We start from the raw sequence: 13,400 nt of genomic DNA on the forward strand, positions 1-13,400 counted from the left end.
AATTAGTAAATTTCTTATTACAAGTATATAGATCATTTATCATTTTTAAAGCCGGTTCTATGAATTCATAACAATATCCATTTTTTTTATCCTTTTTATAAATTCCTCCAGAAACTACTATATTTACATTCCCGCTAGGATCAATCCGATTTACACTATCATTCCCACAATAAGTATACAAATGCAGGCTCAGTGGTTCATCTTCCTCCCCTGTATAACTATCCCTTGTCAGAAATCTCCCCACTTCCGGCTGATAATACCTCGCCCTAAGGTAGATCTCCTCCGTCTCCTTATCATAATACTCCCCACAATAACGGAACGGATTCTCATCTTTGCTGTCTGAATCTACCTCATTACCAAAGGAATCATACTCATATGTCTTGGTAACCGCTCCACTTTCATCCGTGAGCTGCACCACATTTCCATGTGGATCGGTCACATAATACTGTTTTTCGGTGTCCGTTCCTTTGTCGGCATACACAAGATCATTGCCACAGATATACCGTTTCTGCACCTTTCCACTCTCAGACAGTTCCATCACTAACTGGTCCCCATCCCAGACAAAGACCGTCTTCTCCCCGTTCACCGTCTTGCTCGTACGCAGCCCTTCGGCATCATAAGTAAAGCTGACCTTATAATTCTTTGTCAGCGTGTGAGTTAGCTGATTCAAAGCATTGTAATGATTCACGACGTTCTCATTCAGGCGGTTATCCCCCAGAGTCACATCGATATCCACATAGGTGCTGTCCTTTTTATCACTTGGAATTTCATAGCGATTAACTGTGGCAAGCTGGTTTCCGTTCTTATCGTTTTTGTAAATGACAACGGAATCTTCCTCCGTATCCGTATTTAACGTATCTGTGCGGAGCAGTTCATCATTTTTATTGTATTTGTAGGCAGTTACCTTATTGCCAGCCTTCATCTCTTTCCGGTTATTGTTACTGTCATAGGTGTAGGAAATATCCTTGCTGCCAGTCTTGGTTTCTTTGGTGATACGCCCTAATAAATCATAGGCATAGGTCGCTGTCTTTTTCGACTTCTTTCCAGCCTCATCCACTATATCTGCTGTTTCTTTGGATTTCTGTCCATTCGTTAAGTATTCCGATGTGTATTCAGAAATTACCCCTGCACTATCCGTCTGGTTCTTCAGAGATATCAGATGATTCTGGTAATCGTAGGCATAAGTAGTTGTCATACCACTTCCATCCACTGTTCTTTCGGCAAGATTTCCGTCCGTATCATAGTCGTATCCTACTATCTTGTTCCCTTTTTCATCCGTGACAGAAGTCAGTTTCGACTCCCCGTCATAGGTATACTGCAGAGAAAGTTTAGTATCATCTCCCACTTTGACTGCAAAGGCAGATTTATTCCCGGCACTATCATAGCTGTAATTCTTGACTACATCTTTATTTTTTGTCAGCTTTGTCGTCTCTTTTGTCACCTGTCCGGACACATCATTATAGACAAGCTAGTATCGTCCTGTGTTGCTACATCCCCATAGGCATTGTAGGTATAGGTATGCACCGTCTTTTTCCCCGTTTTCTTTTCCTTTGCCACCATCTCCGTCAGACGGTTCTGGTAATCATAGGTGTTTTTCTGGGTGTTTCCATTTTTGTCAACCGTCTTCGTGAGGTTGCTGTTGGCATCATAGGTATAAGTCTCCGTCCTGCCCTCCGGATCGGTATAGGATATTAACCGGTTTTTCCCATCATAGGCATACTTGTTTTCCCGGATGTCATCGGATTTCTTCTTGCCACTGATGGTAATACCATAAGTTTTCCCTGCATAAGAGAAAATATCTTCTGTATCATTTTCGCTTCCGGAAGAAGTATCTGCATCCGTCACTTCTGACACCGTAATTGTCAGTGGACTGGTCATTCCGATAAACTGGCGCACTTTGTTCCCCTGCACGTCATAGACATACTGGACATACTGTGCTTTATCTGCATCCAGGCAGCTCTTGACCATCACAAGGTTTCCCTGTTTATCATAAGTATACTCGGTTCTTGATGTCCTGTCACTATCAATCTGTTCTTCCTGTTCCGTCACATTTCCCATATTGTCGTACTCGGTTTTGGTGGTCTGGTAACGGATGCTTCCATCCTTATTCTCCTGTGGGATTTCGGACTGAATCATCTGACCGAGGATGTCGTATTGATACTTGGTGGCAACATCCTCTTTTGTCCCTCTTGGAGTGTATTCCTTTGTGACCTGTCCCTGCTCATCATAATCCGTTTTAACCGTCTGGGTTTCCCAATCCGTCTCCCCTTCTTTCCGGCTCTTTGTCTCCGTCTGGCTTACGTTGCCGTTCTCATCATAGGTGGAGAGAGTCTGGGTTTCATAGGCAGGAAGCCACCTGCCATCCTGATAGTTCTTGGTGACGGTATCCTCTTTTGTGGTTCTGCCAAAGTCATCCGTTTCATAAGTCGTGGTGGATTCGGACCTGTTCTTCCCCCGGATGGTAGTGGTTTTCTGCGACAGGGCATTCCCCTCCGCATCGGTTACATTCTCTGTAATTGTCTCGCTTAATACGGCATCATTGAACTGGTCGTAATAATCTTCGGTATCCACATCTGACTGATAAGACGATGGATTTAATTCTTTGCTGTAGCTGGTAGAAATCGTCTGCGCATCATCGTCTTCTCCGGTTACTTCCGTCTCGCTTTTACTAAAACTCCAGGAAGTACAGTGGGCAGCATCCAGTTCCCCGTTGCTAAACGCTGCTGTTCCGATCTCATTGCCCAGATTATCATAGAAATACTTCGTACCGCTCAGGATGTCCTTCCCTTTTCCGGTCATGTAAAAGTTAGCCACCGTTTCCCCATTTTCATTGATAATGAATTTCTTCTCATCCGGAGTAAAGGGATATGTCTTTTCTTCCACTAAACGGGCAGTTTCTTCTATTTCCACATCTCCAGCATCCTCGTCTTCCTCGCTGTCATCAGAGTTACTGCTATCGTCATCTTCATCCCCATAGTCATAGGTACTTTCCGTCCAGGTGCCTGCTGCTTCATCCTTGCTAATGATGGTATTGCCAAAGGTATCCTGGATGTCGATGGATACACGCCCATAGTTGTCCACCGTCATGGTTTTTAATCCATCTGTGGAAACATACTCCTTATCTTTGGATTCATACTCTGTTCCCACCGCATGGATGGTTTCGGTTTCCTCTCCTGTCTCCGGATCATAGCTGGTTTGGGATACTAGACCATTCTCATCGATATAAGATAACTCATTACCGAAAGAATCGTAGGTCACTTCTTCTTCCGTGTAGGTACGGTTGTCCTGTGGACATTTAGCGGAGGTAATTGTAACGTTCTTCTTGGTCTGCTGTCCCAGGCTGTTATAGGTATAATCGTTCTGTATGACTTCCTTTTCCCCATCCGTACTGTAGGAAGGGTAGACTTTCCCCTGGATTTCATTTCCCTGCTCGTCATACTGGAAATCCGTCTTGGAAATGGTCTGGTATGCCCCGCCGTTTACACTTCTCTGTTCAGAAATGCTGGCATAGTCAACCCCATTGGATGATAGTGTACTCACCAGTTTGTTTTTTGTCGCTGCAGAGGCATAGGATTCCTCTGTTACAAGCGGGCACACAAAGGGTTCATCCCCAGCAGGGTATCCCTGCACTGTCTGATAGGTGTAGCTTGTAGTGTATAAATGCTCCTTCCCTTTATTTTTTGCCAGATAGGCTTTGGAAGATTTGGCGGTCAAAACATTCCGGTAACGGTCATAAGTATAGCCTTCTTTTGTGGTGACTGCTTTCTCTCCTTTTTTCCCATAGGACTTGTCTGTTTTCAGCACCACAAGGGAACCCTTCCCTCTGTTATCATAACTGTAAAGAGTTTCTTCCTTTTCTTTTCCATAACTGACCTCATCGGTCAGCAACTTATTTTCATTATATATGTATAATGTGACATTCTTTTTCGTATTGCTTTTCAGTTTTAAAGTGTTAGCATTGATTTTTGATTTCTTATACTTATAATCGTAATACTTTCCGCTGGTTTTATATTTGTTGGGATTAAAGTGACTGACGACCGTCACGGTTTTCAACCCACTGTTCCCATACTGCCATACTTCATAGCTGATGCCATCGCCGCCGTTTTCTTCCTTTTCCTTCTCCCTGAAATCCGCATAAGAACGTAGGGCATCGCTTCCTTTTTTCTGGAAATAATCATATTTGATTCCATTTGATTTTTTCCCAGTTTTCGTGTCCTTCTCATACTCCCTGGTGACATAGAACTGCTCCGTTACCACATCCCGTTTCTGGTCGGTTCCGGATTCCTTTTCTCCCCGCTGGGAGCAGGCACGGTATTCATAGTGCTGTTCGCTTCCGTCTGCGGTTACTTTGGTCAGCAGATAACTCTGATTGGTGGAAACACGCTGTGACGCTACTCCGGCACCGGAAGTGTTGACCAGCCGCTCTACGGTCTTATAGGAATACTTTTCTTTACTGCCGTCTACGGTTGCACTGGTCAGTATCACACCATTTAACCGGTCCCCATGATGAGGGGTATAGGATTTTTCCTCGGTCTCATAAGTGATGGTCTTAGAAGACACACCTCCGGCAACGTTTTTTCCCTGAACGGTGACGGAGGCAACTGCCTTTTCGTCACCCTCGCCGCTGTAGCGGAATACGATCTCCCGTCCTACCGAATCGGTGATCTTACTGAAATAAATGCCATCGGTATAGGCAAAGGTAATCGTGTTGTCATGGGCGTCTTTCTGCAACACAATGACACCGTCTTCATTGAAATAAGTACGGAGTCCGGTTTTATCACGGAGAAGGTATTTGCAGGCAATGCCGTCTACGGTCTTGTCCCAGTCCTCCAGTTTGATATCATCATAATCATAGCCTTCCAGTCCTTTGATGGAATAGGACTTTGCGGCATCATCCGCTTTGGTTTCAATGTTAATGACCCCGGCACTGCCATAGTGAAGGTAGGTCGGAATCTTTCCCCAGCCTTCATCCTCAGTCAATGTGACAGTCTCAATCCACGGGAAATCATACCGCCAGCCGCTTGCCAGTCCATAGACGTTGTATCCCTCATTGCTGACGATCTTGGTTCGCTGGGTATCATTTTCATAGTGCTTTTCACCATTAGCGGATACCCCTTTCCAGCCTTCGCCCTTTTCGTATTTCACTAACAGGTTTTTCAAGGCATTCTTATGGTTTTTCCAGATGGCAGCGTTCACTACAATGCGCCTACGGGAACCGTCTGACGCTGTGTAGTAAACCCAGAGGGTATCTACCTCTAACTGTTCAATATATTCCACCGTGGCATGACCTAAGTTGGCTTCGTTGCTGTCGTAGTAGCGGTTCAGTTCAAAGTCCATGCCGCCTGTTCCATCCAATGACAGATCATTACGGGAAAGCATCAGATGTCCGGTAGCGGTATCCACTCCATCAATTTTCTCAGCTTCTAACGGGGAAACGGCAAGCCTGTTTTCATAGACACTCCGGAAGGTATCCCCGTAGGCGGCTTCGGTTGCCGTGTTATAGGATTCCCCCGCCGCCAGACAGGTGTTGCTACTGACAAACACCACCATTCCACACAGAAATGTAGTTACTGCCGCTCCTGTTATCATCTTTTTGATCTTTCCCATAGATATCCACTCCTTTTCTCGGTTTCTGTTTTATTCGGATTCCTGTCCCTTCAGTTCCTCCACCGTTTTCCCTGCTTCCAACTGCACCAACACTTCCTCAAAGGTACAAGTCTCATTCAATAACAGAACCGCCACTTCTATCCGTTCCTCTTTACTGAGGGATTTGTCTTTTAACTGCTGTATCTGCTCCTTTGACAATCCCAACTGTTCTTCCGTGCTGAGAATCTCACTATCCTTCACCACATCAGACCATTGCCTGTTTTCGGATGTTTTTCCCTTTTCCTTTGCTAACTCGATGGCTTTTCGTCCGGTTTTTACGGACAGTTTCTCTGCCTGTTCCAGATCATCCAGACTGTAGCCTTCCTGTTCCATCTGGTACTTGGTATTTTCCGGGATGGTGAAAAAATCCTGTTCCAATTTCCTACCGGTCTTCTCCCAGTCCTTTGTTTCCGCCTGTATCTTTGCGACCTCTTCCCGATCCGTTTCATAAAGTTCCGCATACAGATCAGCGGTTTCACGGTCCGTCGCCGAAAGGGATTGATAGACTTCCTCTTTCTTTTCTTCCGGTTTCTTTTGATTTTGATGATTCCTTATGATTATGCTGGTTCCCGCAAGCAAACACATGACAAGCACTACGGCTGCTGCAATCCCGATTTTTTTTCTTTTTGGTTTCCTCAATGATAACTCCCCCATTCCGGATTCTATATTTTCCCTGTGCGACAAACAGGACCCGCCCGTTATGTTTTTCCTAACGAACGAATCCCCTCATTATTACTTTCCTTCTTCTGTCAAGGTAATCTCTACTGTTGTTTTCCCGGTTATCTTTGCTTCTACCGGGATGGACTGGTAAGTCTCATAGGATTCTCCCCGCTCCAAACTTCCGGTCAGTTTCAGCACGATTACGCCTTTTTTCGGCTGGTATTTTAATAAGGTGACGTCGTCTGCCCCTTCTTTCAGCGCATCCTCTGTTTCAAAAGAGGATGCATTCTGGATTTCCATTTCCTCCGGGTTGACGCTTACCGTGACGATCTTTGCCTGTCCCTTTTTTAAATTCCCGGCATTCACCTGTAATTCATAGGATTCTCCCTGATTCACTGCCATCTGCTTTGTGGTGGTCTGCACTTTTACCGTATACTGCTCTACGGTATCCAGAACACCAAAGCCAGCCAGCTCTCCGCCAATGCTGTAAATGTCATTGCCGGAAGCTGCCAGCATGGAATCCTTCTTGGTCAGGTTCATATCCGAAATCCTGCTCCACTCATCAGAGTAAGCATCATGCACCAGAACTTCTTTTGTCTCCTCTGTTTTTGCCATATAGATTTTTCCGCTGATTACTACAGGAGTACCATAGATATCCGAAGCAGCAAACGGACACACGGTTCCGGCGTCCTCAAAGAGATTGTCCTCCGGGAGATACTCCTGCCAGAACATCTTCTCTCCGTCCTCTTTTAACACAAACACACGATTATCCACACTTGCTGCAGCAATGACCGCACTGGTGTCCGGCAGAACTGCCGTCTCCCAGGTATCGGTTTTGATGTCATAAATTTCTGCTTGATCCGTGGTACCTGCCCTTGACCATACATAGAGTTTGTCTTTGCTACATGCATATGCCAGATTGGTTCTTCCCTCTGCCAGGTCTGCCTTTTTCTGCCATTGTCTGGTCTCTGTGTTATAAGCATACACAGATTTGAGAAGTTTTGCCGTCACTCCCGTATCGGTCTGACCGCCGATGACATAGATTTCGTTATTGTACGCAAACACGGCTGCCCGACAGATTCCGCTTTCGGTACCGGGATACTCCGGCAGACTTTCCCATGTTTTCTTTTCCGTATCATATACCGCAAAGGTTTTCAGGGAACCTGTGGCATTTTCACCGCCGAGTACATAGATTTTCCCATCCAACGCAGCGGCAGAAGCATTTTTTCTGGTTTCCTGCATTGATGTCGTATATACCCACTCCGACCGGCTGTCTGTGTTATAGACCATCCGGGATGCTTCACCGGCCAGGGAAGCATTTTTCCTTGCCGTCACGGTGAATCCCAGTGTCTTTCCAGCGGTTTCATTGTTATAGATATAATCATAGGATGTTCCCGTCACAACGGCATCGCTGATTTTCTTTCCTCCGTCATAAACGCAGATGAGATATTCTTTGGCGTTCTCTACCGCATTCCAGGTGATGGTATACTTATCCTGTCCTTTGATTCCCGTTGGTTCCGGAATTGCAAAACGCTTTTTCAGGGTAAGGGTGTAATCCCCGGTTCCTTTGTTTTTGACGCTGACTTTCAGATATTTCCGTCCGTTATAGGCTCCGGTAAAGAGGAAGTTGTTATCCAGTCCGGAATTGTCGTCATAGGCAACCTGATTTTTAGCTGTGTCGTACATGGTTGCCTGTGTGTCAATGGAGGAATCGGTGTAAATGTCATATGCAATGCCCGGCTTGGTGTCAAAGTAATAGTAATTCTCCTGTCCGGCTTTTATTACTGACCGGGTAACCGGTGCGTTTTCCTTTAATTCCACAGCACCGTCAAATCCCACCACCTCATAATGCACGGTAAAGTATGGATTCCGGTCTATTTTTGCCTGGTAAGAGCGGTTGGAATTGTCCGCCACTAATGCCACACCGTAGTTGGCTTCTCCCGCATACCATGCCCTTACAATGTCCGTTACATCGCACTGGTATTTCCCTGCCTTCTGGATTCCCACGGTTGCTGAGGCACCCGCTTCATAAGCCGGACGGTTGTTATAGGTCAGTTTATTGACGTTCCAGTTCTGTGTCACTTTGTGGACACCGATGTCAAAGGTCTTTCCAGCCCCTAATTTGATTGTCTTTTCATTTTTGATATGTAATGCTGCATCCCGAATCTGCACATCTTGGTTTTTCAGTTCGGAAAGGGTACTCATCTTGGTAAATGCCACACATTTATTCGCCTGCAAAAGCAGGGATTTGTCATAGCCGAAGTTACTGTTTGGTGCGCCGGCATAAGCAGCCCCCACCTTTACATCTCTGCGGTGTTTATCGGTAAGATAGGTTGTCCGGATTTCCACCGGGAATTTTCTTTTTTTGCTGTTCCACCACTTTTTATTTGGTGTCACTTTCAATGTTTTTGTCTTTTTGTTATAGAAAAGTTTTACATTGGTTGTCGATACGCCATTTGCATCGGTAATCTTGGTGCTCATCCGGGTAAATTGGGTTTTTCCTTTTTTCATCTTGAAATAGACTTTTTTACCCTTTACCTTAACTTTTAATTTTGTATTTAGTTTGAAAGAAAAGGATTTATTCTTCTGTTTCTTGGAAACCGTAACAATCTCCTGCACTTTTTCCGGAAAATGTCATAAGAGACATTTGTATTCTTCAGAACTTTTTTATATGTTACTTTGTTCTGGTTCAGAACATCGGTGTATGTCGTCTTCTTTGGATTGCTGATCTTTACTTTTGATTGTTTGAGTTTTTTGCCTTTTAAGGCGATGGATAAGCTGGTTTTACCTCGTTTCAGAGATACAACGGATTTTTTATTTGCTTTTTTTGAGACTCTAATGGATAAATCCGTCGCTTTTGTTTTATATTGGGATTTTCCGGATTTCACCAGAGTGGTATTGATTTCTTTCCATCTTCCGTTCTTTTTGTAATGGATGGGCATGGAGTAGGTGGCAGCGATAAAACTGCCATCAGACAAGGCAAACTGTTTGACAAATTTGCTCCGCTTGGCAGTCAGTTCTTCCGTAACGGCTGCCCGGGATGTTCCCGTATTCATACCTGTTCCTGCTTTTGCATCTTTCCTAGTGGAAAAATCCACTCCCACGACAGCAGTGAGTACCAATACCACAGCTAATGTACCACTGATAATGCCCTTTTGGATTCCTTCTTTTCCTGTTTTCTTCATGAAAAACCTCCCTCATATGTTCTGCGATTGCTCCAAATATAACACCAATTTATATCTATAGATAAAATCAATCGAATTGATATATTTTCTTCTCTGCCCATTGTTCCATGCTAAGCAATGCTATGATTCAATGGGCAAATTTTAGTTTCGTCACTTCCCATGTTGCATTACTTTTTCGTCGGACGTTTCGGCTGATGCAAAATTCCTGCACATGCTGGCGGCCAGCCGGACTTTGCTCTGGCAGCTTCAGCCTTTGCCAGTTTTCCCGCCAAGTTGAGTAAACGATTTTCTTTTTTACTTTTCATCACACTTCACCTCCTGCCTTACTATTTTTGCTATCAATATGAAAACAGCACAAAACACAATTGCAAGCATCATGTACTGTTGCCATCGCATATGTAACAAATACGCAATTACAATTACTCCAAATTCCATCCCCAATACCTTTCTGCTCCACATTTTATACTCCTGTTGTTCGCATTTTGACAAAGCCAGATTCGGATGATTCACGGGAGCAAAACACCATATACAAACTGTTGACAGAATAAATATAATCCCTTTTACCATTTCATACTTTTCTATTAACGGAGCAATTATTTCTAATGCCATTAATAATGTTAATACTGATCCTGTCAGACATCCCAAAAAACTTTTTGCATGAAAACCACCTGTAGTCTGCCTTACAGCCATAAAGGAAACAGTAAAGATGATTCCATCTATTGGTTTTCTTACTATAAAGGCAATACAAAACAAAACAACATATGCTACTATCTTTTCCAGCATAATTGTCAGCCCATATATAGAATCTTCTTCGTATTGTTTATCCAAAACATCTTTGTCAATAAGATATTTTACAAATTTAACTATCATAGCCAGGTTCTCCTCGTCTTTCATATACCATAATTTCCTACTTAAATTCAACAGTAGTAGCAAGATTCGACTAAAAGTAACCAAATTTGACTGTGATTTTTCATATTTACTTTTTTTGCAAGAAAAAAACAAGGCTCTGCAGCCTTGTTTTTGTAAACAGATATTTATATTTCTTCCGTTTGGGGAATTACTGCCGTATAATAAAACCATCCCTTATCGCATCTGATTCTCCCAATTCCACCATACTTATCTAAAACCATTTGAATATTCTTCAAACCAATCCCATGATTTTTCTTATCCCCTTTACCCGTTTGGATATCATTGTTTTTAATTTCTACGGGAACCGCCACTGGATTCTGGACAGAAAGTACCATTTGTTGTTTTTCCTTTACAAGTTTTAGCCGTATCACCTTATTACAATCTAATTTCTCACAAGCCTCAATCGCATTATCCAATAAATTCGACAACAAAATAACCACATCCTGCTCCTTCATCCATAATCCGGATAAATCATTTACCTGAAAATACAGAGCAATATCCTTACTTTTTGCGAGACGATATTTTTGATTTAGTACAACATTTAATACTGTATTATTAACATCTATGACTTCCCGACCATCTATTAGTATTTCTGTCAATTTATCTGCATATTCCTCTGCCTCCCGGTACTTGTTTTGCCTCAATAGTCCCTGAATGCAATGAATCTGATTGTTATAATCATGCACCATCCGTTTTTTCTGCGCATAATCCTCACTAAATTCATAATATGCCTGCATTTTTTCTTTATTTCTCTCCTGTAATATCTTCATTTGATTATATTGTTTTTCTCTTGCCGATATGTATTTTAATAACACAAACATGACAAGATTGATGCTTACCATTCCAAAAGAAACCGTCAAGTATCCAAAAGAATTGTTCTTCTGTTGAAAAGACAGCAACATAACAAGCATGATTACTACAGTCATCATTGGAAAACTAATCATTAAAATCCATTCTGATTTCTTTACATCCAGCTCTTTTTCTCTTTTCCAAAAATAATCCAGTATCAGTACAATCACAAACAAAACCGTCTTACACAAAAGGACTAGAATCACTTGAATTACACTGTTTGATAAATCAGCAGAATCCAGCAATAAATCAACCAATATTAATCCTAAATAATCAACACAGAATAAAATCGCATAAAAAATAAAACTAAGAAATATCTTGAGCAGCCATTTCCCTGTATAAAATATCACAGCAAACAGTGCAATGCTTATAATAATCCCTATACTGCGAAAAACATAATGTCCACCCGTCTGAGTAATTAATGCCCAAAACAAAAACACTCCTGTCAGCAAAAAAACGGATAATGATTTCAACCATCTGGCCGGATATCTTTGTTCCAAAAACATATTCAGGAAGATTCCACAACAGAGTGCTTCATAAAATACAATACTGATACTTTTGAAAAATTCTTCTACCATAATATTTTATACCTCGTGTTTAACTACATTTTTTCTTTGTAACTTAAATACTGCTCTTTCACTTTTGCGTATCTTTGTTTTGTCACGGGAATTTCAGCACCGTTTGACAAGTATAGCAAATAGTTATTTATTTTCTCTATATGTACAAGATTCACTAAAAAGCTTTGATGCGTCCTTACAAAATCATAATTCGATAAAATCAACTCCAGGTCGTTAATCTGACCATACATATATAAATTTTCTCCGGTTCTCTCAAACCATAATTGATGTGATTTACTCTCAATAAAAAGAATCTCTTTTAACAGAACTTTCCTCTTTCCCCCTACAAACGGAAATTCCATTTCCCTTTCCTGTTTTTTCTGAAGAATCGTATCCATACATTCCGGCAGCAAGCTTTCCAGATCATCCTTTAATATGTAGCGTACTGCATCCACGCGATACCCTTCAAGTGCATAATCCATCATAATAGTAATAAAAACAATGTCCACATTCTGATTTTTTTCCCGTATCGCATACGCTGTTTCCATCCCATTCATTTCTTTCATTCCAATGTCGAGAAATATAATGTCATATTGTTGCAGGTTATTATCATCGCTGCAAAATTCCAAACCACTTGTAAAAAGATCAATACAAAATATAATCTTCTTTTCTTTAAGATATTGTTCGACTAACCTTTTAATTTCTTCTCGAAAATATTTCTCATCATCACAAATTGCTACTCCTAATTTTAAGTCCATGCACATCCTCCCACCTGTTATCTGAAAAATCAATATTTTTTATTGTGGCAAATCAATTATTTCCATAAAGCAAAAGAACATAAATACATTAACGGAATCAACACATACGTTCCTGTATCTGCTTCCTATAGCGTCGTTCTTTTTTCTCATCTAGTATACCGCAGATAGAACAATATTGCTAGAAAGATATGATTTTTTTCATAATTATTAGGTTTTTCTCATAACATTTCTTTCATCTTCCTTCCAATCATTTTCCTGACTTGCTTTTCCAGCAAAGCATCCACATATCCTTGTACCCGATACAGATCTTTTGCATCCGGTTTTCGATACTTATATAGCACCGGAATCTCTCCCCCTTGTATTGCTCGATATGTAACCATATTTAGTATACTTTTGAATCAACCTGGCATTCAACCCATGTGTTACGTATGAAATCATATGATTTATCGAACTATACAAACATTTACTTCTTACATCAAGGAAACGATGCAATTTAAAATTTTCATTATTGAATAATTATCTGAAAATTATAGGATTTCTGTGTGTCGAATTCTTCTGCACAAAACTATTCACATTTGGTACTGATAATTGAATATTATCGGACGGAGAGATGTGCTGTGGCGGATAATTTTTAGTTATCAGTCAGTTTTTTGAAAAATTTACGAATCATTATTATTGATAGAAAAGAGGTATTTATGAATTCCCTTTCAAAATTTCAAAATGTAGAAATTAACGAAGACGAAGATTACACTTGCAGAGATTTTTCTTACACCCAATATATAGACATTGACTTTTCATTGTATAAACCAATATCTTTTTTTTCGAAGTGATTTAGG

Annotated in this window: 10 protein-coding genes; all 10 read right to left on the reverse strand. The window is 41.5% G+C overall.

All coding sequences use genetic code 11. The features are described 5' to 3' along the window. On the reverse strand, positions 1–1,441 hold a 1,441-nt coding region (locus DW981_RS12855), incomplete at its 3' end, for an RHS repeat-associated core domain-containing protein (protein WP_147352651.1). Further along, positions 1,438–5,607 carry an RHS repeat protein gene (locus tag DW981_RS12860; RefSeq protein ID WP_118508009.1) on the reverse strand — a complete coding sequence of 1,390 codons (4,170 nt, stop codon included), beginning with the start codon at positions 5,605–5,607 and terminating at the stop codon, positions 1,438–1,440. The genes DW981_RS12855 and DW981_RS12860, both read right to left, overlap by 4 nt. Before the next feature lie 30 nt (positions 5,608–5,637). Then, a complete protein-coding gene (locus tag DW981_RS12865; RefSeq protein ID WP_118508010.1) occupies positions 5,638–6,285 on the reverse strand; it encodes a hypothetical protein in 648 nt (215 codons plus the stop codon). A gap of 93 nt (positions 6,286–6,378) precedes the next feature. Beyond that, the gene (locus DW981_RS12870; RefSeq protein ID WP_147352652.1) at positions 6,379–8,817 is read right to left on the reverse strand and encodes a DNRLRE domain-containing protein; all 2,439 of its coding nucleotides are present in this window, start codon (positions 8,815–8,817) and stop codon (positions 6,379–6,381) included. 47 nt (positions 8,818–8,864) lie between these two features. Beyond that, on the reverse strand, positions 8,865–9,491 hold the full coding sequence (locus DW981_RS12875) for a hypothetical protein (RefSeq protein ID WP_118508012.1): 627 nt from the start codon (positions 9,489–9,491) through the stop codon (positions 8,865–8,867). Between the two features lie 167 nt (positions 9,492–9,658). Beyond that, positions 9,659–9,796 carry a cyclic lactone autoinducer peptide gene (locus DW981_RS12880; RefSeq protein WP_118443071.1) on the reverse strand — a complete coding sequence of 46 codons (138 nt, stop codon included), beginning with the start codon at positions 9,794–9,796 and terminating at the stop codon, positions 9,659–9,661. After that, on the reverse strand, positions 9,786–10,385 hold the full coding sequence (locus tag DW981_RS12885; protein WP_182431072.1) for an accessory gene regulator B family protein: 600 nt from the start codon (positions 10,383–10,385) through the stop codon (positions 9,786–9,788). Before DW981_RS12885 ends, DW981_RS12880 begins: the two co-directional genes overlap by 11 nt. Before the next feature lie 140 nt (positions 10,386–10,525). Then, positions 10,526–11,827 carry a GHKL domain-containing protein gene (locus DW981_RS12890; RefSeq protein ID WP_118508013.1) on the reverse strand — a complete coding sequence of 434 codons (1,302 nt, stop codon included), beginning with the start codon at positions 11,825–11,827 and terminating at the stop codon, positions 10,526–10,528. Between the two features lie 23 nt (positions 11,828–11,850). Continuing rightward, positions 11,851–12,564, reverse strand: coding sequence for a LytTR family DNA-binding domain-containing protein (locus DW981_RS12895; RefSeq protein ID WP_182434284.1), 714 nt, complete (start codon positions 12,562–12,564; stop codon positions 11,851–11,853). Between the two features lie 218 nt (positions 12,565–12,782). Beyond that, positions 12,783–12,944 (reverse strand): hypothetical protein, encoded by a 162-nt coding sequence (locus tag DW981_RS15240; protein WP_182434285.1) that lies wholly within the window; start codon positions 12,942–12,944, stop codon positions 12,783–12,785. Positions 12,945–13,400: the final 456 nt, after the last annotated feature.

The organism is Clostridium sp. AM49-4BH (assembly GCF_003478335.1).
In the GTDB taxonomy this organism is placed as follows: domain Bacteria; phylum Bacillota; class Clostridia; order Lachnospirales; family Lachnospiraceae; genus Butyribacter.